General features: G+C 69.6%; 26 protein-coding genes. 17 read left to right on the forward strand and 9 right to left on the reverse strand.

What is annotated here, in order from left to right; genetic code table 11:
- The first annotated feature begins 37 nt into the window (after positions 1-37).
- Genes ABD198_RS05230 through ABD198_RS05240 form a run of 3 tightly spaced genes read left to right on the forward strand, consistent with a single transcriptional unit; the run spans position 38 to position 2247 of the window.
- Positions 38-949: a phosphotransferase family protein gene (locus ABD198_RS05230; protein ID WP_343998166.1), complete on the forward strand. Its 912-nt coding sequence runs from the start codon at positions 38-40 to the stop codon at positions 947-949.
- A complete protein-coding gene (locus tag ABD198_RS05235) occupies positions 950-1642 on the forward strand; it encodes a class I SAM-dependent methyltransferase (RefSeq protein ID WP_343998167.1) in 693 nt (230 codons plus the stop codon). It abuts the gene before it with no gap.
- Between the two features lie 29 nt (positions 1643-1671).
- Entirely contained in the window at positions 1672-2247 is a 576-nt protein-coding gene (locus ABD198_RS05240; protein ID WP_343998168.1) for a hypothetical protein, read from the forward strand.
- A gap of 75 nt (positions 2248-2322) precedes the next feature.
- Here ABD198_RS05240 and ABD198_RS05245 read toward each other — a convergent pair whose 3' ends face one another.
- The 5 genes from ABD198_RS05245 to ABD198_RS05265 all read right to left on the reverse strand — a co-directional run bounded on the left by ABD198_RS05245 (position 2323) and on the right by ABD198_RS05265 (position 7283).
- On the reverse strand, positions 2323-3993 hold the full coding sequence (locus ABD198_RS05245; protein ID WP_343998169.1) for a relaxase/mobilization nuclease domain-containing protein: 1671 nt from the start codon (positions 3991-3993) through the stop codon (positions 2323-2325).
- On the reverse strand, positions 3993-4631 hold the full coding sequence (gene mobC / locus ABD198_RS05250) for a plasmid mobilization relaxosome protein MobC (RefSeq protein WP_343998170.1): 639 nt from the start codon (positions 4629-4631) through the stop codon (positions 3993-3995). Before mobC ends, ABD198_RS05245 begins: the two co-directional genes overlap by 1 nt.
- Positions 4632-4689: 58 nt before the next feature.
- Complete coding sequence (locus ABD198_RS05255) at positions 4690-5562, reverse strand: DUF2637 domain-containing protein (RefSeq protein WP_425580422.1); 873 nt, start codon at positions 5560-5562, stop codon at positions 4690-4692.
- A 186-nt stretch (positions 5563-5748) separates the two neighbouring features.
- Positions 5749-6954, reverse strand: coding sequence for a DUF3631 domain-containing protein (locus ABD198_RS05260; protein WP_343998172.1), 1206 nt, complete (start codon positions 6952-6954; stop codon positions 5749-5751).
- 86 nt (positions 6955-7040) lie between these two features.
- Entirely contained in the window at positions 7041-7283 is a 243-nt protein-coding gene (locus ABD198_RS05265) for a helix-turn-helix transcriptional regulator (protein WP_343998173.1), read from the reverse strand.
- Between the two features lie 478 nt (positions 7284-7761).
- On the opposite strand from ABD198_RS05265, the gene ABD198_RS05270 reads away from it, so the two are divergent.
- Entirely contained in the window at positions 7762-8058 is a 297-nt protein-coding gene (locus ABD198_RS05270; RefSeq protein ID WP_343998174.1) for a helix-turn-helix domain-containing protein, read from the forward strand.
- A 1-nt stretch (position 8059) separates the two neighbouring features.
- Entirely contained in the window at positions 8060-9373 is a 1314-nt protein-coding gene (locus ABD198_RS05275) for a tyrosine-type recombinase/integrase (protein WP_343998248.1), read from the forward strand.
- A gap of 67 nt (positions 9374-9440) precedes the next feature.
- Here ABD198_RS05275 and ABD198_RS05280 read toward each other — a convergent pair whose 3' ends face one another.
- Complete coding sequence (locus ABD198_RS05280) at positions 9441-10106, reverse strand: hypothetical protein (RefSeq protein ID WP_343998175.1); 666 nt, start codon at positions 10104-10106, stop codon at positions 9441-9443.
- A 445-nt stretch (positions 10107-10551) separates the two neighbouring features.
- Here ABD198_RS05280 and hemL point away from each other — a divergent pair, with 445 nt between their 5' ends.
- The 7 genes from hemL (at position 10552) to ccsB (ending at position 18541) form a co-directional block, all read left to right on the forward strand.
- A complete protein-coding gene (gene hemL, locus ABD198_RS05285) occupies positions 10552-11868 on the forward strand; it encodes a glutamate-1-semialdehyde 2,1-aminomutase (protein WP_343998176.1) in 1317 nt (438 codons plus the stop codon).
- A 50-nt stretch (positions 11869-11918) separates the two neighbouring features.
- A complete protein-coding gene (locus ABD198_RS05290; RefSeq protein ID WP_343998249.1) occupies positions 11919-12572 on the forward strand; it encodes a histidine phosphatase family protein in 654 nt (217 codons plus the stop codon).
- Positions 12573-12738: 166 nt separating this feature from the next.
- Positions 12739-14010 carry a polysaccharide deacetylase family protein gene (locus ABD198_RS05295; protein WP_343998250.1) on the forward strand — a complete coding sequence of 424 codons (1272 nt, stop codon included), beginning with the start codon at positions 12739-12741 and terminating at the stop codon, positions 14008-14010.
- 66 nt (positions 14011-14076) lie between these two features.
- Positions 14077-14730 carry a TlpA family protein disulfide reductase gene (locus ABD198_RS05300; RefSeq protein WP_343998177.1) on the forward strand — a complete coding sequence of 218 codons (654 nt, stop codon included), beginning with the start codon at positions 14077-14079 and terminating at the stop codon, positions 14728-14730.
- Between the two features lies 1 nt (position 14731).
- Positions 14732-15505 (forward strand): cytochrome c biogenesis CcdA family protein, encoded by a 774-nt coding sequence (locus tag ABD198_RS05305; protein WP_343998178.1) that lies wholly within the window; start codon positions 14732-14734, stop codon positions 15503-15505.
- A 4-nt stretch (positions 15506-15509) separates the two neighbouring features.
- Positions 15510-17435 carry a cytochrome c biogenesis protein ResB gene (gene resB / locus ABD198_RS05310; protein ID WP_343998179.1) on the forward strand — a complete coding sequence of 642 codons (1926 nt, stop codon included), beginning with the start codon at positions 15510-15512 and terminating at the stop codon, positions 17433-17435.
- Entirely contained in the window at positions 17432-18541 is a 1110-nt protein-coding gene (gene ccsB / locus ABD198_RS05315; protein WP_343998180.1) for a c-type cytochrome biogenesis protein CcsB, read from the forward strand. Before resB ends, ccsB begins: the two co-directional genes overlap by 4 nt.
- Positions 18542-18569: 28 nt before the next feature.
- Here the strand turns inward: ccsB and ABD198_RS05320 are convergent, their stop codons facing one another.
- Positions 18570-19028, reverse strand: a complete 459-nt coding sequence (locus ABD198_RS05320) for a nucleoside deaminase (RefSeq protein WP_343998181.1) — start codon at positions 19026-19028, stop codon at positions 18570-18572.
- 42 nt (positions 19029-19070) lie between these two features.
- Positions 19071-19544 carry a DUF7848 domain-containing protein gene (locus ABD198_RS05325; protein ID WP_343998182.1) on the reverse strand — a complete coding sequence of 158 codons (474 nt, stop codon included), beginning with the start codon at positions 19542-19544 and terminating at the stop codon, positions 19071-19073.
- Positions 19545-19651: 107 nt separating this feature from the next.
- Between ABD198_RS05325 and ABD198_RS05330 the strand changes: the two genes are divergently transcribed.
- From ABD198_RS05330 to ABD198_RS05340, 3 genes are read left to right on the forward strand one after another with little or no spacing between them, the layout of a single operon-like run.
- Positions 19652-20614, forward strand: coding sequence for a helix-turn-helix domain-containing protein (locus ABD198_RS05330; protein WP_425580423.1), 963 nt, complete (start codon positions 19652-19654; stop codon positions 20612-20614).
- Complete coding sequence (locus tag ABD198_RS05335; RefSeq protein ID WP_343998184.1) at positions 20562-20675, forward strand: DUF397 domain-containing protein; 114 nt, start codon at positions 20562-20564, stop codon at positions 20673-20675. Before ABD198_RS05330 ends, ABD198_RS05335 begins: the two co-directional genes overlap by 53 nt.
- Positions 20676-20680: 5 nt before the next feature.
- On the forward strand, positions 20681-20875 hold the full coding sequence (locus ABD198_RS05340; RefSeq protein WP_343998185.1) for a DUF397 domain-containing protein: 195 nt from the start codon (positions 20681-20683) through the stop codon (positions 20873-20875).
- A gap of 101 nt (positions 20876-20976) precedes the next feature.
- Here the strand turns inward: ABD198_RS05340 and ABD198_RS05345 are convergent, their stop codons facing one another.
- On the reverse strand, positions 20977-21324 hold the full coding sequence (locus tag ABD198_RS05345) for a PLD nuclease N-terminal domain-containing protein (protein ID WP_343998186.1): 348 nt from the start codon (positions 21322-21324) through the stop codon (positions 20977-20979).
- A gap of 67 nt (positions 21325-21391) precedes the next feature.
- Between ABD198_RS05345 and ABD198_RS05350 the strand changes: the two genes are divergently transcribed.
- Both ABD198_RS05350 and mqnP read left to right on the forward strand, forming a co-directional pair.
- Positions 21392-22843, forward strand: coding sequence for a menaquinone biosynthesis decarboxylase (locus tag ABD198_RS05350; protein WP_343998187.1), 1452 nt, complete (start codon positions 21392-21394; stop codon positions 22841-22843).
- Positions 22840-23745 carry a menaquinone biosynthesis prenyltransferase MqnP gene (mqnP, locus tag ABD198_RS05355; protein ID WP_343998188.1) on the forward strand — a complete coding sequence of 302 codons (906 nt, stop codon included), beginning with the start codon at positions 22840-22842 and terminating at the stop codon, positions 23743-23745. Before ABD198_RS05350 ends, mqnP begins: the two co-directional genes overlap by 4 nt.
- Positions 23746-23770: the final 25 nt, after the last annotated feature.

Here is a 23770-nt window from a genome sequence, read left to right on the forward strand (position 1 = left end):
CCGCCCCGGATGCCGCCACGACCGTAAGGGAGCCCCCGTGAACGACAACCTCACCACCGATCTCCTCGCCAACCTGTGCATCGTCGCGAACCAGACCGCCGCCAAGCGCGAGGAGGTGAGGGTGTGGTCGATGTCCGGCGTCGAACGCGTGACCTTCCCCGACGGCTGCACGCGGATCTTCAAGTACGCCAAGAGGCCCTTCGACAGCGAGGACCAGGCCCTACGGCTGGCCGGAACCCTCGGCATCCCGGCCCCGAAGGTCTATCACTCGGTCCGGATCGAGGGCTGGCTCGGCATGCTCCTGGAGGACCTCGGCACCCCCGTCCGGGAAGCGGACGACCTCGACGGTGCCGCAGCAGCCGTGGTCCTCCACCGCACGCGCACCGCTGGCGCGCTGCCCGTACTGCACGAGGAAAGGCTGCGGGCTCTGCCCAGCCGCGCCCTGGACCACCTCGACCGGCTCCGCAAGGCCGACCGCTGGCCGGACACCGGCGACATCGAGGAGGCCCTCGACCAGATCGCCCGGGCCGCCGACGCCCGCGCGCAGGGAACCACCCTGGCTCCCTTCGGCTGGGTGCACTCCGAGTTCCACCCCACCAGCCTCCACATCGGCCGACGCGGCTGGCGCCTGCTCGACTTCGCTCGCGCCTTCACCGGACCCGGACTGCTCGACCTCGCCAGCTGGCACGGCACCCTCGACGACCCCGACCCCGTGCGCCTCCGTGTCTTCCTGGAGTCCTACGTCACCGAAGGCGGCACCCCGGACGTACTCGCGGAGCGGGGCGGCCTGCCCGCGGAGAAGTGGGCGCTGGGCTGGCACCGCATGTGGGCCGTCGAGTGGTTCATGGAGCAGTCCATCCGCTGGATCAACGACCCCGCCACCGATCCCACCTACATCAAGGTCGTCTGCAGGCACCTCTCCGACGTCCTCCAGCTCCTGGAGGTGTAGGTGCTCGCGCAAGCCTCCCCCTGGTACGCCCACGCCCTCCAGCGCACGGTCGCCGGCCCGGCCGAACCACTCGCCCCACCCGCCCGGATGGAGTGGACTACACGGCCAGGCATCGGACCCGGCGCCGAGATCCTCGGCCCTGACCTGCGCCGCAAGCGCGTGGTCGAACTTGGCTGCGGACCCGGCCACAACGCAGCATGCCTCGCCACCCGGCACGCGGCCCACGTCACCGGCGTCGACCTGGTCGGCCTGCAAGTCCGCAGGGCCCGCTCACATTACGGACGGCTGAACAACCTCACCTTCGTCGCCGGACACGCCCTGCACTACCTGCAGGCCACCGACGAGCAGTTCGACGCGATCTACTCCGTCTTCGGCGCCATCGGCCTCGTCGCCCCCGAACTCCTGCTCCCCGCCATCGCCAACCGCCTCAAGCCCGGCTGCAGCCTGGCCTTCTCCGTCCCCCACCCACAGCGCGGCGGCCGGGCCCCCGCTGCCGACGACCGACCCCGCCGCGACTACGTCACGCTGCCGGACCGCACCCGCCTGCCCGTCGCTCGCTGGGACTTCGATGCCAGCCGCTGGGAGAAACACCTCGACCGCGCGGGCCTGTGGCTCGCCTCCGCCCAGGACTTCCACGACCCCCGAAAGGGCCGCTGGCCCGCCACCCTGCTGATCACCGCACGCAAGCTCTGACACCTGCCCCGGCTTCCGCGGAGGAACCGATGCGTCCCTACCTGCTCATCGACATCGACGGCGTCCTCATACCCTTCCCCGACGCGGACGGCACCACCCCCGCCACCCATGCCCGCTACGAGGTCGTACCCACAGGCCGCAGTGCCGACGACCCGGTCACCATCTGGCTCGACCCCGCCCACGGTCCCGCGCTCATGGACCTGATGCGTACCGGCCTCCTCACACCCGTCTGGTGCACCAGTTGGCGCCAGGACGCGACGACCCTGATCGGCCCCCTTCTCGGCCTCCCGCCACTACCGCACGTCGACTTGCCACGCCCCAACATCACCACCAGCCACCCCAACGGCTACCTGTGGAAGCGCGACCACGTCGACGCATGGCTGGGCGACGCGCCCGCTGTGTGGATCGACGACGACTTCACCAGCCTCGACCACGAATGGTCAGCGGAGCGTGTCGCCCGCGGGTTGCCGACTCTCCTGATCCAGCCCAATCCCCGAGAGGGTGTCCAACCGGAGCACTTTGCGGAGGTCTCGGCATGGGCTACGGAGGTGTCCACGCTCCGGGGAAGCGAGTCCTCGCCTCTGCGTGAGGCTGAAGCTGCATAGGCAGAGGCCGCTGCAGCGGATCTACGCTTCCGGCTGGTATCGCCATGAGGGATGTGCCGTGCGCCAGCGCCGGAATCACCGGTGTCGAGCGGATGCCGTCAGACCAGGCCGGGCTGCAACGCTCGTGCTGGCTTGGGCGGCTCGTGCTTGGTCGCTGGGGACCTGCCGGGCGGCGAGGCGTTGGACTCGCCAGGTGAGGGTCCTGGCGGTGGAGCGGGCGTCGTCCAGGGTGCGCAGCCGTGCGGCCTGCTGGAGAAGCTGCTCGGGGTCGTGACCCGCGTTCTCCGCTTCGGTCAGGGCGGCGGCCAGTGCCGGCCAGGCGGGGTCGTCGAGGACCAGCTGGACGTGGTCGGGCAGGATCACGAGGATCCGCTGGGCGTGCCGTTCCATGGTGCGGCCCGGTGGCTGACGCTGGGCCAGGGCGGTAAGCGGTCCGGCGGCGGCTTGATGGTAGGCGGCCTGCAGGTGGACCAGAGCTTGGTGAGCTGCGGCGACTTGCTGGTCGTGCCGGTGGACCTGGTGCCAGCGGGCCGCGGCGAGGACGACGAGGACGGCGATGTCGAGGAACATCGCCAGCCCGGACCCGTCACCGGTGACCGGCGCGGTGCGCAGGGCTCGTATGGCGCCCCGGAGGGCGCGGGCGTGGTCCTCCTGGGCGCGGATGCGGGAGCGGGTGGCACGTTCGAACGCTGTGGCGGCCTTCTGCAGCTGTGGCCTCAGGTGGCTGGGGACGAGCAGCGGAAGGACGTCGATGGCCTCACCGAGAGCCGCGATGTGGGCCTGGGCGACTTCGTCGTCGCCGTGGTCGAGGTGGTGGGGGATGCGCTCGGCCGCGGCGGTGGCCTGGTGCCAGGGGTTGGGTCTGCGTCGAAGGCCCGGCTCGGTGGCCGGCGCGGTGTCGATGGCGGTGAGGCGCTCCGCGATCTTGGGAAAGGACAAGTCGGGGGCGAGTTTGGCGCCGGAGAACCAGATCGGCTCGTCGGCGGCGTTGGTGTCGCCTTCCAGGGCGACCTTGTAGCCGCGCACGTCGCCGGAAGGGAAGTGCTGGACGTCGATGAGCACGCCCTCAACGCCGTCGAGCAGATGAAGGAAGTCCTCGGGGCTGGTGGCGATGGACACCAGCTGCCGGATGGTGGTGCGCAGGTGCTCGCGGGAGGTTTTGGCCTTGCCGGCGCGGCGGGCCTTCTCCTGCTCGGCGCGAGTGGGGCGCTTGGCGGCGGTGCGGTCTCCGCGCACGACCTGGTGAAGGCCGTACTCCTCCTCGATCTTGGCGAGTTCGCGGTCGGCGGTGAGGTAGTCGTTCCAGTGGCGTGCGGTACTCAGGTCGCCTCGGACCTTGGTGGCGGCGATGTGGATGTGGTCGGGTGCATGGCGGACGGCGACCCAGCGGCAGCCGTCCGGGTCGTCTTGTGGCGCGATGCCGGTGGCCGCCACAACGCGGCGGGCGATGTGGGCCCACTCCTCGTCGCTGAGGTGGCGGTCGGTTGTGGCGGCTCGGATGGAGCAGTGCCAGACATGCTGCTCGGGCGCACGTCCCAGTCGGCGGGCTTGCTTGACGCGCAGGTCGAGGTCGGCCACCAGGAGCTTCTTTGTGGCGGCGAAGTCGTCGCTTCGGCCGGGGTCGGGGGCAAAACCGTCCCAGGAGGCGACGAGGTGAGGGTCGGTGTGGTCCGTGGCCCTCTTGGTGTCGAAGAGGTAGCGGATCAGGCCGGCTGTGTCCTTGCCGCTGCTGATCTTGGCGATCATCAGGCCGCCTTCTTGGTGACGGCCTGGTTAGCGGCTGCAGCGATCTCAACGACGGCGGCACGGACCGCCGTAAGGGTGCGCCCGGCATGGGTCAGAGCAGCGTTGTCCCCAGGGTGTGGATGGCCGCCCGCGTTGAGCTTCCGGGCGATCTGGTTGACGTTGTTGCCGATCTTGGCGACCTGCTCGCGCAGGGCGGTCAGCTCGTCGATGTAGTCGTCGAGCGGGGTGCGCTGGCCGGGCAGGGCAAGGTCGCCATGGATGTGCGCCATGACCACCGCGCCGACGTAGTGGGCGCCGGCGATGTTCAGTGACCGGGCTTTGCGGAGGATCGCGGCCTTCTCCTCGATGCTGTAGCGCACGTCGACGCGTTCCTTGCGCTGGGTGTCCTTGCGCTTGCGGCGACGGGCGATGCGGTGCAGGGCGGCTGCTTCAGCGGCGCGCGGGAGCACGCCGGTCCCTGCGTCGGCGTGTTCCTCGTCCTCGGGCGCCCCCTGGTGCCCGATGGCCTTCGCCACCCCTGGGGCGGAGGCATCCCTGTTGGACCGGCCCTTGGACGGTCCAACGGCATACCTTGCTGGCTGGTTGGCGCTGGTGGTCATCTCGGGCAGCCGAGCCGGGAGTTCGGGGTCGTCATGCATCGGGCGGTTTCTCCAAGCACCGTTGCGGGTGTTGTGGGGACGGAAGCGTCTGTGGCCGTCAGAGGACGCCGGCGGGTTCCTTGCCGGGCTCGGCATGACGGGCTGACTCGTCGAGTTCTGCCTGCACCTGGTCCTTGATGTGCGTCAGACGGTCCTTGCCGATGCGGTACCTGGCGGCTCGGATGGCCGTCTCGATGTTGCGGCGTGAGGCGCGACCTCCGCGTCCCAGCGGTGCGGTGCGCGCGACGACGAGCAGTTCTTCGAAGGTGGCGTCGTTCTCATGGGCATCCGGTTTGGTGAGCGCCTTCTGCGGCACATCGACCGCTTCCTCCGCCGTGTCCGGGGGCTCAGCCACATCGGGCAGGCTCTCGGCCTGCGCCGGCCGACCGGCGTCCTCCTCCGCAGCGGCGGGCGGTTCGGCGCTGTCGGTGCTGTTGTGGCCGGGATCGGGGACGTTGTGGCTCTTTGTGGCGGCGGCTTCGCCGGCCTGGGGGGCGGGGTGGCGGCGGATCACAAGGTCGAGGTGGACAGCGCCGGCGAGCGCGAGTGGGGCGATGGCGGACAGGCCGCCGACGGTGACGTTGTCGAGGTGGAGTCCGGCGGTGTGTGCCTGCTGGTTGAGACGGACGGCGTGGAGGGCGTTCGCCCAGATGCTGGTGACGGTCGCGAGGCCGACGAGTGCCCAGACGTACAGACGAGAACGCCATGGTGCGGCACGAAGGATGAGCAGGGCGGCGACGCCGATGGCGATGAACCCGTCGATCACGAGCGGGAAGGCGTAGGTCAGCACTCCGCGGATGTGGATGGCGACGGCCATCTGCCGCAGGGCGTCGTAGGAGAGGGCGAAGCCGATCGTTCCGACCAGGGCGACCCCGAGGCGGATCGCGGCGGTCAAGACCGGTACGGGGGACGTGGTGGTGCGTGAAGGCAAGCGGCGTACTCCAGGCGGTGGCGGGTGCCATGGGCACAAGGGGTTGGCGGGAAGGGCAGTGACTCGTCGCACCCGTCGCATGCCTGGTCAGGCAGGTACGGATGGCCGCCGTGGTACGGGTGGACTCGTCACAGCGACGACACCCGTCGCGGGGCTGACCTGCGATGCGACGAGTGCGACGAGTCTTTACGGGTGCGGGCTTGGGACGTGGGCGTCGTTCTCGTCGCCGCTGTCGGCCGTCGGCTCTTCGGGGCAGTAGCGGGCCCACGCGTCGATGAAGCGGAGGCGGGCGAAGCCCTTGGCCTGCCGTCCGCCTTCGAAGCGGTGGGTGGCGGCCTTGATGTCGAAGTCCGCCAGGAGGATCCCCAGGTGGCGCGGGCTCAGGCCGGCGGTGCCGTACTCAGCCCAAGGCGCCTCCTGATCCTGGAGGAGTTCGTCCAGGAGGTCACGGGTGCGCATGATGTCGGGATCTCCGTAGCGTGCGAAGGCACGGCGGATGTCCTGCAGCAGGCGCGTCTTCAGGTTGGACTCGTCGTCATTGCTCGCCTCGGCCGCGCACATGGCCGCACACGCGGTACGGGCCTGCTCCGGCCAGGTGCCGCCGGCGAGTTCGGCGACGATCACCAGCGGCTCCCAGGTGTCCGCCGCACGGTCCTGCACCGGCATCGGCGGTACCAGATCCGCTGCGGTGTCCATCAGGGGCCGGAGCCAGGCGTTCAGCCGGTCGCGCAGACCGTGGAGGGCAGGGATGTCACGGCGGGAGCGGAACTGATCCACCCGCTCACCGTCCTTGCGGCGCTGCATGCGGATCACCACCGCCCGGTCCATGACTGTGTCCGGCAGGTCCCCGATGCCGGCGAGTGCGGCCATCGCGAAGGTGGGGAACGCCTGCGGCTTGTGCTCCGGGCCGGAGATGCGCAGGGCGGGCCGGTTGCGCTGGTGGCCGGCGTTGAGCAGGCCGCGCAGCTCCTCGTTCTTCTCGGCGGCCTTGATGCTGCCGAAGATGGTGTCGGCCTCGTCCACCAGCAGGGTGGGTGGGTCGTCGCCGATGGCGCGGAAGACCACCGCGGGGCTGGTGTTGACCGTGATCAGCGGTTCGCGCACCGTCTCGGTGATCACGTCCAGCAGGCGGGACTTGCCGCACCGCTTCGCCGGCCCGACCACCGCGAGACGGGGTGCGTGCTGGAGCGCGGGCTGGATGTGGGTGGCGGCCACCCACAGCGTCACAGCGGTCAGCGCCTCGCCGCTCGGCAGGATCACGTACCGTGCGATGGCTGCCCGCAACTCGTCCAGTAGCAGGGCCCCTTCGTCGGGTCGCGCCGGCTCCTCGTCGGTGGCTGAGGTCGGGGGAGCGGGGGCGGTGGCGGAAGACGTAGGTTCGTCCACAGGCATTCCTCCCTGGTGGGCCGGACGGGCAAGGCCCGGCCCACCGGTTCGATCGTTCAAGGGCGACGGAGCAGGGGCTTGGACCGGCGGCTTCAGGACGCGAGGTCGTACGCGGACTGGCTGGTCACCCAGGCGTCCACCTCGTGCCAGCGGTAGCGCAGGTGACGGCCGACCTTGTGCACGTTGGGGCCGATGCCCCGGTACTTCCACTGGTAGAGGGTCTTCACCGGCACGCCGAGGTAGGCGGCGACTTCCGCCGGGGTGGCCAGCGGGCCACGCCTGGCAGCGTCGGCGGTGGTAGAGGCGTTGGCGTTGCGGGCAGCGGTATTCGGCATACGGCTCCTTTTCGGTCATGGACAGCGTGCCTGGACAACACAGCCACACCGCGAGCGAAGAAGTCCAACGTTGGTTCTAAAACTCTCCACTAATTCCCTCGGCGTGGCTGGGAGGGGAAATAACCGTAGAGGCGGATCGGCCGTTGACCAAAAAGTTGGCGACTACGTCCTCGTCCTTGAGCCCACGAGGGGTCCCTCAGGGTCGGTGCCGTCCGTTGTCGCAGGCCAAAGGGTGACTAGGTAGGTGCGCAAATGAGCTGGCACAGGCGGTGAGCACATCGGGAGATACCGGCTCAAAACACCCAAGCTTTCCGCGCGACGACAAGCTAGCACAGTGACCTGCGGGAATTGCCCGTCCGCGCCTCGTGAATAGGCGAGATAAACGCCACGCCGCCCGCGGTCACCTGGCAGCGACTTCTGTAGAGTTTTAGAGCCAACTCTTGACATAAAGGCCAGCTGCAAGTTACAGCTACCTGTCATGGCAACTCGACCCGTCGAAATAGGCCCCGCCGGCCTCCACACCGCCCGCGCCATAGAGCGAATACGTATCGCGCGCGGCCTGACCCAGCACCAGCTGGCTGCCCGATGTACCGCGCTGGGCCGTCCGATGTCCAACATCGCCCTCAGCCGCACCGAGCGCGCCCACCGCCGCTGCGACGTCGACGACCTCGTCGCGATCTCCGCCGCCCTCGGCGTCTCGCCCGCAGTCCTGCTGCCTCTGGAGACCTCTCCAATCCAGATCCGGGAGTGCATCCAGGGGGTCCTTCTTGGCTGACGTGTACGACCGCTGGCACAAGTCCCACCCCAAGCCCACCGAGGCTGAGTGCGGTGAACACAGGAGCCGTACGCGGCAGATGGTCCCCACCGCTGATCACGGCGTCGGCAAACGTTGGCAGGTCCGCTACCGCGATCTGGACGGCCGCCAGCGCAAGGAGAACTTCGACACCAAGGCCGAGGCGGACAACCGGGCCGCTGAGGTCGACGTCGAAATCCGGCGCGGATCCTACGTCGTGCCAGCCGAGACGAAGCAGACGCTCGGCGCCTACGCGCAGAAGTGGCTGGACGCGAACTCCGTCGGTCCGACGACAGCCCTCCGCTATGAGGCGACGGTCCGCAACCACATCGTCGAGCACCTCGGGCGACGCGAGCTGCGTTCCCTCAACCAGCCCTCGGTCATCCAGGGCTGGATCCGCACTCTTCAGGACGCCGGCCTGGAGGTGTCGACGATCGAGGGCATCTTCGACATCCTCTCCAGCATCCTCGGCGCGGCCGTGGAGGACGGGCTGCTGCCGAAGAACCCCTGCAAGGCGAAGTCGGTCAAGCTGCCGACCGCGACCAAGAAGAAGATCATCCCTTGGCCGCTGGAGCGCGTTCGCGCAGTCATCGCCGGCCTGCCCAAACGCTTTCACGCCGGCGGTAAGCTGGCCTTCGGCTGCGGCCTGCGTCAGGGGGAGGTCTTCGGCTTCGCCGTCGAGGACATCGACTTCAAGACCGGTTGGATTCACGTCAACCGCCAGGTGCGGCTCGTCGGCACGAAGCCCGTCTTCGCGCTGCCCAAGGGGAACAAGATCCGGTCCGTGCCTCTACCGGCCCAGCTTGCCGCTGCCCTCAAGGCGCACATGAAGGAGTTTCCGCCGGTCGAGGTCACCCTGCCCTGGGCCAAGCCGGACGGCGAGCCGAAGACCTTCCGTCTCCTCTTCGTCGACCAGAAGGGGCGGGCGTACAACCGCAGCGTCTTCAACATGGGCGACTGGAAGCGCGCCCTGGCCGCCGCCGGCGTGATCCCTCCCCGCGAGCGTGGCGCGAGGTACCTCCAGGCGGCCCGGGAGGACGGGATGCATGCCCTCCGGCACGCCTACGCCTCCGTGCTCCTGGACGCGGGGGAGAGCATCAAGGCGCTCTCCGAGTACCTCGGCCACTCGGATCCGGGTTTCACGCTGCGGACGTACACGCATCTGCTGCCGTCCAGCGAGACGCGGACCCGCAAGGCGATCGACGACGCCTTCACGGAGGAGTCGGCACGAGGAGCCCAGGGCACATCAGTGCCCCCGGCGAAACTAATGTGCCCTCAATGTGCCCTGGCCGCCTGAGGGCCCCTTCCGGCACATGACGAGGGCGGGGTCCGAAAACCCCGCCCGCTACCCGAGAAACCCCAGCTCAGGGCCACACCAGGCAATACGGCTGATGCCCCGCCTCATACAGCCGGTGGCTGAAGTCCTGCCACTCGTGCAGCAGCTGGTAGACGTTGAAGGCGTCGCGGGGGCCGCCGCGGTCGGGGACCGTGGACCAGATGAAGGCCGCCGCGCCGACCGCCTCCTCGCCGATGCCGCGCAGCGGGTCGACGACCGTCATGGGCAGCTTGACCACCGCGTAGTCGGGGTGCAGCACGACCAGCTCCAGCGGGGGCACCTTGTGCAGGGGCACGCCCTCGATGCCGGTCAGCACCATGGCGGCCATGGTCTCCGGCTTGATCTTGGTGAACATGCCGCCCATGCCGAGCTCGTCGCCGCCGAGTTCCTCGGGACGCATCGAGATCGGGACGCGGGCTGCCGTGGCGCCGTCCGGCGCGCCGAAGTACTTGTACGTCACCCCCACCCGACCACCATTCCTGCTCCCCGGTCCCAGCCGCTCGATCCGTCCGTGTATACGTCCGTCGAGCCGCTCGGGTTCGCTCGGAACTCCATGTGTCTGACGGGACTCGTTCGTGCCTGCCGCGTTCGCCGCCTCGTCCGCGTGCTGGGTCTCGCGCCGGTGCCTTCCCCGCCGGGCACGTCGAGGACCCAGGTCATCAGTCCCCTCGCCCAGTCCGCCACCGCGATGCATATCTCCACCCGACTGCTTTTCTAGGACGCGCGGCCCCCGCCGCGCAACCCGATCATCGTGTCAGTGACCTCCCCCACGGCCGCCCGCCGAAACGTGCGGTGAAACATCAGTCCGCGGGATCTTCGCGGCCCGCGGCCGCACCGGGCCGTGTGAGCTGCGTATATCAGACGCCAGTTTCGCAGATCACACGGCGGTGGTGGGGGTTGGAGGCCGCAGAGATCCGCGCGGTGGCCGAGAACGATCGGTGCGGTCGTTCTCCGCAGTCGCACGGCCGGCTCCGTCCGGGCCCGCCCCCGGCCACGCGCCTGCCACGCGCCCTCTCCGGAGCGCCCCTGGACCCCCTCTCCAGCGCCCCTGGCCTACCCTGAACAACGTCCCTCGCACTCGGCACCGGAGCCCTCCGAGAGCCCGAGAAGTCGACAGAAGGTCGGAGAAGTCGCAGGTCATGAGCGAACTGCCATATGCATACGAAGCCCCCGCCTCGCAGGCGCTGTTCGATCGGGCCGCGGCCGTCACTCCCGGTGGCGTCAACTCACCGGTGCGTGCCTTCCGCGCCGTCGGCGGTACGCCCCGGTTCATGGTGTCCGGAAACGGGCCGTATCTGACCGACGCCGACGGGCGTGAGTACGTCGACCTCGTCTGCTCCTGGGGCCCGATGATCCTGGGGCACGCGCACCCCGAGGTGATCGCCGCCGTGCAGGAGGCCGTCGCCCGCGGCACGTCGTTCGGCACGCCCGGCGAGGGCGAGGTCGCGCTCGCCGAGGAGATGGTCGCCCGGATCGAGCCGCTGGAGCAGGTGCGGCTGGTCTCCAGCGGAACCGAGGCCACCATGTCGGCGATCCGTCTGGCCCGCGGCTTCACGCAGCGCAGCAAGGTGATCAAGTTCGCCGGCTGCTACCACGGGCACGTCGACTCGCTGCTCGCCTCCGCCGGCAGCGGTGTGGCGACCTTCGCGCTGCCCGACACCCCGGGCGTCACCGGCGCGCAGGCCGGCGACACCATCGTGCTGCCGTACAACGACCTCGAGGCCGTGCACGCGGCGTTCGCCGCCCACCCCGGCGAGATCGCCTGTGTGATCACCGAGGCCTCGCCGGGCAACATGGGCGTGGTGCCGCCGCTGCCCGGGTTCAACCAGGGGCTGAAGGACGCCTGCGAGAAGAACGGCGCGCTGTACATCTCCGACGAGGTGATGACCGGCTTCCGCACCAGCCGCGCCGGCTGGTACGGCGTCGACGGTGTGCGCCCGGACCTGATGACCTTCGGCAAGGTGATGGGCGGCGGCTTCCCGGCCGCGGCGTTCGGCGGGCGGGCCGACGTCATGGCGCACCTGGCCCCCGCCGGGCCCGTCTACCAGGCCGGCACCCTCTCCGGTAACCCGGTGGCCACCGCCGCCGGACTCGCCCAGCTGCGGCTGCTGGACGACGCGGCCTACCGGAAGATCGACGCCGTCTCGGCGCAGATCCAGTCCCTGGTCGGCGAGGCGCTCACCAAGGAGGGCGTGGCGCACACGCTGCAGAACGCCTCCAACATGTTCTCCGTGTTCTTCACCGACCGGCCGGTGCGCAACTACGAGGACGCCAAGGCGCAGGAGTCCTTCCGCTTCACCGCCTTCTTCCACGCGATGCTGGAGAACGGCGTGTACCTGCCGCCGTCGTCCTTCGAGTCGTGGTTCGTGTCCACCGCGCACGACGAGCAGGCCGTCCAGCGGATCGCCGACGCCCTCCCGGCGGCGGCCCGAGCGGCAGCGGAGGCCACCGCGTGAGCGCCGGCCAGAAGAAGGATCTGGGCGCCGACGTCACCGTCGTCCACCTGATGCGGCACGGCGAGGTCGAGAACCCGTCCGGCGTCCTCTACGGGCGGCTGCCCGGCTACCACCTCTCGGAGCTGGGCCGGCGCATGGCCGACCGGGTCGCGGAGCACCTGTCCGGGCGCGACATCGTCCATGTCGGGGCCTCCCCGCTGGAGCGGGCGCAGGAGACGGCCGAGCCGATCGCCAAGGCGCACGGGCTGGACATCCTCACGGATGAGCGGCTGATCGAGGCGGAGAACGTCTTCCAGGGCAAGGCCTTCGGTGTCGGCGACGGTGCCCTGCGCCGGCCGGAGAACTGGAAGCACCTGGTCAACCCGTTCAAGCCGTCCTGGGGCGAGCCGTATGTCGACCAGGTGATCCGGATGATGGGCGCGCTCAACGCGGCGAAGGACGCGGCCCGCGGCCACGAGGCGGTGCTGGTCAGCCACCAGCTGCCGATCTGGATCGTGCGGTCCTACGTCGAGCGGCGGCGCCTGTGGCACGACCCGCGCAAGCGCCAGTGCACCCTCGCCTCGCTCACCAGCTTCACCTTCCAGGGCGACAAGATCGTCTCCGTCGGCTACAGCGAACCGGCCCGCGACCTCGTCCCCCCGCACCTCCTCGCCGGCGCAAAGCGCCCGAAGGGCGGAGCCGGCGGCAAGGCATTCGGCGCGTAGCGGCCCTAATAACCGAAAGCGCGGCGGCCAAGGCCGCCGCGCGTCCTGTTCGTTGCAAAATCTCCCCAATTGAGTGGAACCTCCATCTCCGTCACGGCCTCTGACTGAGTGACCAGCAGATGATGTGACGAACGGGGAGGCCATGCGCACTCTCACCCGCAGGGGAATGCTCGGGCTCGGCGCGGGCGCCGTGGCCGCCGCCTCGCTGGCCGGTTGCGGAGGCCTCACCGGCTCGGACGGTTCGACCCACGCCGGCGGTTCCCGTGGCGGCGACGAAGGGCCGGGCGCCGAGCCCGAACCCTCCAAGACCGCCCGCCCGATCGGCGACGGCTCCACCTCCTTCACCGGCCGGCAGCCCCATCAGCCGGAGAAGCCCGTGCCGCTGGAGCCCGGTCAGGCCCCGCCCCAGTTCGTCGTGTTCTCCTGGGACGGCGCCGGCGAGGTCGGCAACGGTCTCTTCCCGCGCTTCCTGGACCTCGCCAAGGAGCACGGCGCGTCCATGACCTTCTTCCTCTCCGGGCTGTATCTGCTGCCCGAGTCGAAGAAGCGCCTCTACGACCCGCCGAACAACCCGCGCGGCGCCTCCGACATCGGCTACCTCACGGACGACCACATCAAGGACACGCTGAAGAACCTCCGCCGTGCCTGGCTCGAGGGCCATGAGATCGGCACCCACTTCAACGGCCACTTCTGTGCCGGTACCGGCAGCGTCGCCAACTGGACACCGAAGCAGTGGCGCAGCGAGATCGACCAGGCGAAGTCCTTCGTCAAGCAGTGGCGGACCAACACCGGCTGGACCGACCTGCCGTCCCTCCCCTTCGACTACGACAAGGAGCTGACCGGCGGCCGTACGCCCTGCCTGCTCGGCCAGGAGAACCTGCTGCCCGTCGCCCGCGAGCTGGGCTGGCGCTACGACGCATCCTCGCCCGGCGGCCGCCAGACCTGGCCGGTGAAGAAACAGGGCATATGGGATCTGCCGCTGCAGCAGATACCGTTCCCCGGCCGCTCCTTCGAGGTCCTGTCGATGGACTACAACATGCTCGCCAACCAGTCCCTCAACTCGACCAAGGCGCCCGCGCACAACTACCCGGGCTGGCGGAAGCAGGCCGCCCAGGCATACATATCCGGCTTCAAACGGGCATACGAGACAAACCGCGCACCCCTCTTCATCGGCAACCACTTCGAGGAGTGGAACGGCGGCATCTACATGGACGCCGTGGAGGAGGCCCTCAAGCACATGGCGCGGGAGAAGGAGAAGGGCGGCGACGTGAGGCTCGTCTCCTTCCGTCAGTTCGTCGACTGGCTCGACGTGCAGAAGCCCGAGGTCCTGGACCGGCTGCGCACCCTGGAGGTCGGGCAGGAACCGGCAGGCGGCTGGAAGGCGTTCATGAAGGACGCCGGCCGCGGCACCGGGGGGAGCGCCTCGAACGGCGCCTGAAATGCGGGTTTCCGCCCGCAAGGGGGGTGCGCATGATCCCCTGGAAGGGCATGCGAAACTTTTCACATGAGTGCCGCCAGCCGCGCCCCCCAGCGCCCGAACCGCGCCGCCCGCGTCGGCCGTGACCGCCGTGCGAGCGTCCGCCGCCGTGTCGCCCTGACCGCCGGTGCCGCCGTGGCCGCACTGCTCGTCACCGCGTGCGGCGAGGGCGGGACCTCCGGCGGAGGCGGCGACACCAACTTCGTCACCGGCACCGACGGCATCTCCACCGCCGCCAAGGGCGAGCGCGCCGCGGCCCCCGAGCTGTCCGGCGAGACCGTCGACGGCAAGCAGCTCGACGTCGCCGACTACAAGGGCAAGGTCGTCGTGCTGAACGTCTGGGGCTCCTGGTGCAACCCGTGCCGGGCGGAGGCCAAGTACTTCACCAAGGTCGCCAACGACTACGCCGGCAAGGGCGTGCAGTTCGTCGGCATCAACACCCGCGACACCAACATCCGGGCGGCCCGGGCGTTCGAGGAGGACTTCGACGTCCCCTACCCGAGCCTGTACGACCCCACCGGCAAGCTGATGCTCCGCTTCCCCAAGGGCACGCTCAACCCGCAGTCGATCCCCTCCACCCTGATCCTGGACCGGGACGGCAAGATCGCCGCCCGCTCCCTGTCACCGCTCAGCGAGGAACGGCTGCTGAAGATGCTCAAGCCGGTCGTCGCGGAGAAGTGACGTGACGTCCCTGCACACGCTCGCCGCCGCGGTGGACCCCAACACCACCGTGCTCAACGGTGCCCTGCTGGTGGCGCTGCCCATCGCCCTGCTCGCGGGACTGGTCTCCTTCTTCTCCCCCTGCGTGCTCCCCCTCGTCCCCGGCTACCTCTCCTACGTCACGGGTGTGTCCGGCACCGACCTGGGCGAGGCCCGGCGCGGCCGGATGGTCGCCGGCGCCTCCCTGTTCGTGCTCGGCTTCACCGCCGTGTTCGTCTCCGGCGGGGCCTTCTTCGGCTACTTCGGGTACACGCTCCAGGAGCAGAAGGGTGTCCTGACGAAGATCCTCGGCGTCCTCATGATCCTCATGGGCGCCTTCTTCATGGGCCTGATGCCCTGGATCACCCAGCGGGAGTTCCGTTTCCACAAGCGCCCCGCGGCCGGTCTCGTCGGGGCACCCGTCCTGGGCGCGCTGTTCGGCATCGGCTGGGCACCCTGCACCGGTCCGGCCCTCGCTTCCGTACTGACCCTCTCCGCCCAGCAGGAGAGCGCCGGGCGGGGCGCCATACTGACCGTCGCGTACTGTCTGGGACTGGGCGTGCCCTTCGTGCTCACCGCCGTCGCCTTCCGCAAGGCGCTCGGCGCGTTCGCCTGGGTCAAGCGGCACTACGTGTGGGTCATGCGCATCGGCGGCAGCATGATGATCGTCACCGGTGTGCTGCTGCTGACCGGCGCGTGGGACAGCCTCGTGGCGCAGATGCAGACCTGGTCCAACGGCTTCACTGTGGGGATCTGACCCGATGAGCAACACCACGACGGACGACACCACGAAGGCCGGTGACGACCAGGACCTGGGCGCGGCCGCCGCCCGGCTGTCCACCGCCCCCGACGAGGAGGCGCCGAACCTGCCCTCCCTGGGCGTGATCGGCTGGGCCCGCTGGTTCTGGCGGCAGCTCACCTCCATGCGGGTCGCCCTGCTGCTGCTTCTGCTGCTCTCGCTCGGCGCGATCCCCGGCTCGCTGATCCCGCAGACCGGGATCGACGAGACCAAGGTCGCCGACTTCCGTGAGCGGCACGAGGTCCTCGCCCCGATCTACGACAAGCTCGGGCTCTTCAACGTCTACAGCTCGGTGTGGTTCTCCGCGATCTACATCCTGCTGTTCGTCTCCCTGATCGGCTGCATCGTCCCGCGCACCTGGCAGTTCGTGGGCCAGCTGCGCGGCCGCCCGCCGGGCGCGCCCCGGCGGCTGACGCGGCTGCCCGCCCACACCACCTGGCGCACCGAGGCCGACCCGGAGCAGGTCCGCGAGGCCGCCCTCGCCCTGCTGAAGAAGCGCGGCTTCCGCGCCCATCTCTCCGGTGACGCGGTCGCCGCCGAGAAGGGCTATCTGCGCGAGGTCGGCAACCTCGCCTTCCACATCGCGCTGATCGTGATGCTGATCGCCTTCGCCTGGGGCCAGCTGTTCAAGTCCGAGGGCAACAAGCTGATCGTCGAGGGCCACGGCTTCGCCAACACGCTCACCCAGTACGACGACTTCAAGTCCGGCAGCCTCTTCACCACCGACGACCTCGAACCCTTCAGCTTCGACCTGAAGGACTTCAGGGGCACCTACGAACGCACCGGCCCCAACAAGGGCACCCCGCGCACCTACGAGGCCGACCTCACCTACAGCGAGGGCGCCTACGGCAAGCAGAAGAAGACCACCGTCAAGGTCAACGAACCGCTGAAGATCGGCGACGCCAAGGTCTACCTGGTCAGCCACGGCTACGCACCGGTCGTCACGGTCCGCGACGGCAAGGGCAGGATCGTCTTCCAGGACGCGGTGCCGCTGCTGCCGCTCGACGCCAATGTCACCTCCTCCGGCGTGGTCAAGGTCCTCGACGGCTACCGCAACCCCGAGGGCAAGAAGGAGCAGCTCGGCTTCCAGGCCTTCTTCGTGCCGACCTTCGGCGGCTCGGCGACCGGCACGATGCTCTCCCAGTTCCCCGCCCTGGACTATCCGGTCCTCGCGCTCAACGCCTACCACGGCGACCTGAAGGCCGACTCCGGCATTCCGCAGAGCGTGTACCAGATGGACAAGTCCAAGATGAAGGAGTTCAAGGGCTCCGACGGGAAGCTGCTGAAGAAGCTGCTGCGCCCCGGCGAGACCATGAAGCTCCCGAACGGTGCGGGCTCGGTCACCTTCGAGAAGGACATCAAGGAGTGGGCCGGCTTCCAGGTCGTCCAGGAGCCCGGCGGCGGCTGGGCCCTCGGCGGCGCCATCGTCGCCATCGGCGGCCTCGCCGCGTCGCTGTTCATCCAGCGCCGCCGCGTCTGGGTGCGGGCCGCCGAGGGCGCCGACGGGGTGACCGTCGTCGAGATGGCCGGCCTCGGCCGCAGCGAGTCCGCAAAGGTGCCGGAGGAACTCGGCGACCTCGCCGAGGCCCTCTACGCACAGGCCCCAGGCGCCCCCGAGCCCGAGCCGGACCCGAAGACCGAGTCCGGCACCGGCACCCCCGACCACCCCGAGGCCGGTCCCGAGGCGGATCCCGCCACGGACGCCGCCTCGGATCCCGGCACCGGCACCGACCCCGACCCGGGGACCGGCACCGACCCCGACCCCGACCCGGGGACCGGCACCGACCCCGCCCCCGATCCCGCAACCGCTCCCGGACCGGACGACGCATCAGCGAAGACACCCGACAACCGCAACCCTGCATCTGCCGAAGGGGCTGAGCAGCAGTGACTCTCGCCGCCGCGACCAACGAGAGCCTCGCGGAGATGAGCAATGTGCTCATCTACTCCGCGATGGCCGTCTACACCCTGGCCTTCTTCGCATACATCGCCGAATGGCTCTTCGGCAGCCGCAGCAAGGTCGCCCGCACGGCCGCCGCGCTCACCCCGCGCGCGGAGTCCAAGAAGGCGCCCGCGGTGACGGTGAAGCAGGCGGGCGGCACCGCCGTCCTTGAGCGGCCCAAGGTCGTCGTCCGCGCCACGGCCGGCACCCGGGACGTACCGGACGGCCCCGGCGCCCACGGCGGTGACGAGCAGGGCGACCTCTACGGCCGTATCGCCGTGTCCCTCACCGTGCTCGGCTTCCTGCTGGCCTTCGGCGGGGTGCTCACCCGGGCGCTGTCCGTGCAGCGGGCGCCCTGGGGCAACATGTACGAGTTCAACATCACGTTCTCCACCGTCGCCGTCGGCGTGTACCTCACGCTGCTGGCGCTGAAGAAGAACGTGCGCTGGATCGGGCTGTTCCTGATCACCTCGGTCCTCCTCGACCTCGGCCTCGCTGTCACTGTCTTGTACACCGCCAGCGACCAGTTGGTTCCCGCCCTCCACTCGTACTGGCTCTACATCCACGTCTCCACGGCGATCCTCTGCGGCGCGGTCTTCTACCTGGGCGCGGTCACCACGATCCTGTACCTCTTCAAGGACTCCTACGAGAGCAAGCTGGCCGGCGGCGGCAAGCCCGGCACCTTCGCCACCAGCGTCCTGGAGCGCCTGCCCGCCTCCGCCTCGCTCGACAAGTTCGCCTACCGCGTCAACGCGGCCGTCTTCCCGCTGTGGACGTTCACGATCATCGCGGGCGCGATCTGGGCGGGCGACGCCTGGGGCCGCTACTGGGGCTGGGACCCCAAGGAGGTCTGGTCCTTCATCACCTGGGTCGCCTACGCCTGCTACCTGCACGCCCGCGCCACCGCCGGCTGGAAGGGCCGCAAGGCCGCGTACCTGGCCCTGCTGGCCTTCGGCTGCTGGCTGTTCAACTACTACGGCGTCAACATCTTCGTCTCCGGCAAGCACTCCTACGCGGACGTCGGCCTCGGCGCGCTGACCGCCGCCGGCTTCTGAGCCCGGCAACGAGGACGTCGGGAGGCGCTCACCTCCCGATGTCCTCGTTCCACAGCTGTGGATGACGCTCGACGAAATCCCGCATCATCGCGACGCACTCCGGATCGTCCAGCAGCACGACGTTCACACCGTGCTCGGCCAGCCAGTCGTGCCCGCCGTGAAAGGTGACCGCCTCACCGATCACCACCCGCGAGATCCCGAACTGCCGGACCAGACCCGAGCAGTACCAGCACGGCGACAGCGTGGTCACCATCGTCGTCCCCCGGTACGACCGCTGCCGGCCCGCCGCCCGGAAGGCGGCCGTCTCCGCGTGCATCGACGGATCCCCGTCCTGCACCCGTCGGTTGCGCCCGCGCCCCAGCAGCGTCCCGTCCGCCCCGTACAGCGCGGCCCCGATCGGAATCCCGCCCTCGGCAAGCCCCGCCCGTGCCTCCTCCAGCGCGGTGCCGAGCCAGGAACGGGCGGTGGCGGAGTCGATCGTGTCCATACGGCCAGTCTTCCCCGGCCGAAGGGCCAAGGGCGCAGGTGATCACCCGAAGGGCTCCAGCACCGCGTAGTCGGCGAAGCTGCGGCGGTAGCGGGTGTGCCGGGTCTCCTGGGTGTGGCGGCGCTGCCACTCCTCGACCCCCGCCGGGGACCGGCACGGCCCCGACGCCGCCCCGCAGTCCGCCTCGTCCCCGGACACACACCGGGCCTCGTACTCCGGCTCGGCGGACGGGTCCTGCACGATCGTGTACGGCACGTAGCGGAAGACGCGGCGGGTTCCTGCGGAGTGCGCCTCATGGACCCGGCGCTGGTGGCGTCGGAGCAGCACGTCCGCGTCCGTCTCCGCGCTGCCGTCGTCCGCCGCCCGCGCCTCGTTCCGCCGCGCGGCCAGCCCGGCGCACTCGCCGCAGCCGGGGACCGGCTCCGGGGGAGGGCTCACCGGGACCAGCGGGTGAGCCATCAACAGGCGGTTGACGGAACGGCGGTTGGCCTTGCGGACCTCGGCGCTCAGATCCATCGGCGGTTCCCTTTCGTCACTCTCGGTGTGTCGAGCGTGGCGCAGTGGAATCGTGGGCATCAATGCATGACGCGTGACACTGGACCACTGTCACGGAGGGGGACGCCGTGAGCCGACGCAATGCCGGGGGGAGTACGGGGGCTACCACGGCCGCCGTGTTCGGCGAGGTGCTGAGGCACTTCCGGGAGGCGGCGGGGCTGACGCAGGAGGGGTTGGCGGGGCGCATCCCGTGCGACCGGTCGCATGTTGCACGGGTGGAGGCGGGCACGCGGGTGCCGACGGACACGTTCGCGAAGACGTGCGACGAACTACTCGGCACGGGTGGGGTGCTGGGGCGGCTGTGGGGGAGGATCGACTGGTATCCGCAGGTGGAGCATCCGGATTGGTTCCGGCGCCGTGCGGAGATGGACGCTGTGGCTGTGGCGCTGCGTGAGTATCAAGTGCAGGTGGTGCCCGGGCTGTTGCAGACAGAGGCGTACGCGCGGGCGCTGTTCGCGCGCGTCACCAGCGGTGACGAAGTGGAGGAGCGGGTTCGTGCCCGGCTGAGCCGCCAGCGGCGGTTTCTCGCGGACGGAGGTCCCTTCTATGCGGTTGTCCTCGACGAAAGCTGTCTTCGCAATGTGGTCGGCGGCCCGATCGTCATGCGTGAGCAGTGTGCGCACCTGCTCGACGTCGCTCGTCGCCCCAACATCCATGTGCAGGTGGCGCCTGCCAACCGTGCCGAACTCGTGCGTCCCAATGCCGCGATGTCGTTGATCGAGCTGCCCGACGGGCACAAGTGGGTCTACTCGGAATCACTGGATCGAGGCCATTTCAACGACAATCCGGCCGTCTACGGATGGCACCTGCAGACCTATGATGTGCTCAGGGCGGATGCTCCGTCAGCTCTCGAGTCCGCCGCACTGATCAGCGAGGCGATGGAGAGGTACGAGCACGATGAACAGCGACGAGTTCAGCTCGGCCACGACCTGGATCAAGAGCAGCTACAGCGGCGACAACGGCGGCAATTGCGTCGAGGTGGCCCCCGACTTTCCCGGTGCCGTTCCCGTCCGCGACAGCAAAAACCCTGACGGCCCGGTGTTGATGGTGGGCCGGGGTGCCTGGGCCGCCTTCACCGCAGCTCTGCGCTGAGAACCATGGCCAGCCACGAGTTCAGCTCGGCCACGACCTGGATCAAGAGCAGCCGCAGCGGCGCCAACGGTGGAGACTGCGTCGAAGTGGCCCCCGGATTTCCCGCCGTCGTTCCCGTCCGCGACAGCAAGAAGCCTGACGGCCCGGTGCTGGTGGTCGGCCGGAGCGCGTGGGCGGACTTCACCGCAGCTCTGCACTGACGAACTTGCCGCTCCACAAGCCCGTTAGGCGGCGACGCGCAGAACGGGATGAAAGCGGGGCGGGGCTTGGAGAGAGGCGGGGACGGAGTGCGCCCGTCCGCTCAGTCGGTCCTGGGGTCCTCGTCCGGGTCCTTGTCCCGCTCGCGGTCCTTGTCGGCATCGCGGTCCCGGTCCCGCTCGCGGGGCTTGTTCTCGTCGAGGGACTTCAGGAAGTCGGGGTTGTCGTCCGGGGCCACCCACTGGCCGCGTCCCGTCCCACGGGCGACCGGGTGCCGCTTCTTGCCGGCGATGATCCACGAGATGGAGCCGACCAGCGGGAACAGCAGCACCAGGATCGCCCACAGCGGCTTGGGCATGTGGCGGACGTCCTCGTCGCTCGTGCTGATGCAGTCGATGAACGCATAGATGCTCAGTGCCAGCGGCACGAGAAACATCAGCACCCGAAGCATGGGGCCTCTCCAGCGGAAGCGGTGGGTGGTACACGGCCAGGGTAGCCGCTCGGGGATACTTGACCGCATGGCTTACGACGATCTTCGCTCCCTGCTCAGGGCGCTGGAGCGCGAGGGCGACCTCAAGCGCATCAAGGCCGAGGTCGACCCGTATCTGGAGGTCGGTGAGATCGTCGACCGGGTGCAGAAAGCCGGCGGCCCGGCGCTGCTCTTCGAGAACGTGCGCGGCTCCAGCATGCCGCTCGCCATGAACGTGTACGGCACCGACCGGCGCCTGCTGAAGGCACTCGGGCTGAAGTCGTACAGCGAGATCAGCGACAAGATCGCCGGACTGCTCAAGCCCGAGCTGCCGCACGGCTTCGTCGGCATCCGCGAGGCCTTCGGCAAGCTCGGCGCGATGACCCACGTGCCGCCGAAGAAGGTGAAGGACGCACCGGTCCAGGAGGTCGTGCTCACCGGCGACGACGTGGACCTGGAGAAGCTGCCCGCCCTGTTCACCTGGCCCAAGGACGGCGGCTCCTTCTTCAACCTGGGGCTCACCCACACCAAGGACCCGGAGACGGGCATCCGCAATCTGGGCCTGTACCGGCTGCAGCGCCACGACCGGCGCACCATCGGCATGCACTGGCAGATCCACAAGGACAGCCGCAACCACTACCAGGTGGCGGCCCGCAGGGGAGAGCGGCTGCCGGTCGCCATCGCCTTCGGCTGCCCGCCCGCCGTGACCTACGCCTCCACCGCGCCGCTGCCCGGCGACATCGACGAGTACCTGTTCGCCGGGTTCGTGCAGGGCAAGCGGATCGAGATGGTGGACTGCAAGACCGTGCCGCTCCAGGTGCCGGCGAACGCCGAGGTCGTGCTGGAGGGGTGGCTGGAGCCGGGCGAGATGCTGCCCGAGGGGCCCTTCGGCGACCACACCGGCTTCTACACCCCGCAGGAGCCCTTCCCCGCGCTGAAGATCGACTGCGTGACGATGCGGAAGCGCCCGCTGCTGCAGTCGATCGTGGTCGGCCGCCCGCCGACCGAGGACGGGCCGCTGGGGCGGGCGACGGAACGCTTCTTCCTGCCCCTGCTGAAGATCATCGTCCCGGACATCGTGGACTACCACCTGCCCGAGGCCGGCGGCTTCCACAACTGCGCGATCGTCTCGATCGACAAGAAGTACCCCAAGCACGCGCAGAAGGTCATGCACGCCATCTGGGGCGCGCACATGATGTCGCTGACCAAGCTGATCGTGGTCGTCGACGCCGACTGCGACGTGCACGACCTGCACGAAGTGGCCTGGCGGGCGCTGGGCAACACGGACTACTCCCGTGACCTCACCGTCGTCGAGGGCCCGGTCGACCATCTCGACCACGCCTCGTACCAGCAGTTCTGGGGCGGCAAGGCCGGCATCGACGCGACGAAGAAGTGGCCCGAGGAGGGGTATACGCGCGACGGCGGCTGGCCGGACATGGTCGAGTCCGACCCGGAGACCGCCGCCAAGGTGGACCGCCGCTGGAAGGAGTACGGACTGTGACCTCGGCCTCCGCAGCGCTGCCGCAGCAGCCGGGACGCACCAGGGCCTTCCTGCGCCTGGTGATGATCGAGCACTCGGTCTTCGCCCTGCCCTTCGCCTACATCGCCTCCCTCACCGCGATGTACCAGTGGGACAAGAACATCCACTGGGGCCGGCTGCTGCTGGTGACGCTCGCCATGGTCGGGCTGCGCACCTTCGCCATGGCCGCCAACCGGATCATCGACCGCGAGATCGACGCCCGGAACCCGCGCACCGCGCACCGCGAGCTGGTCACCGGCGCGATGACCGTGCGGCACGCCTGGACCGGCGCGCTCATCGCCCTCGTCGTCTTCCTGGGCGCGGCGGCCCTGCTCAACCCGCTGTGCCTGGCCCTCGCGCCCGTCGCGGTGATCCCGATGGTGGTCTATCCCTACGGCAAGCGGTTCACCGACTTCCCGCAGGCCATCCTCGGGCTCGCCCAGGCCATGGGCCCGGTCGGCGGCTGGCTGGCGATCACCGGCGCCTGGTCCTGGGACGCCGTCGTCCTCGGCCTCGCCGTGGGCATCTGGATCGGCGGCTTCGACCTGATCTACGCCTGCCAGGACGTCGAGGCCGACCGCAGGATCGGCGTGCGCTCGGTCCCGGCCCGCTTCGGCATCCCGGCCGCCATCTGGAGCGCCCGCGGCTGCCACGTCGTCACCACGGCCCTGTTCGCCTGGTACGCCGTCCTCACCGGCGCCGGTGCCTTCTTCTGGCTGGGCCTGCTGATCGTGGCCGCCGCCTTCGTCTATGAGCACACCATCGTCCGCCCCGACGACCTCTCCCGCCTGAACCGCGCGTTCTTCTCCGTCAACGGCTTCATCGGCATCGCCCTCTTCGTCTGCGCGCTGCTGGACCTGCTGGTCCGGGGGCTGACGGTCTGAAACAGGTGGCCGAGGCCCCGGCGCC

The organism is Streptomyces thermocarboxydovorans (genome assembly GCF_039524635.1).
GTDB classification, from domain to species: Bacteria; Actinomycetota; Actinomycetes; order Streptomycetales; family Streptomycetaceae; genus Streptomyces; species Streptomyces thermocarboxydovorans.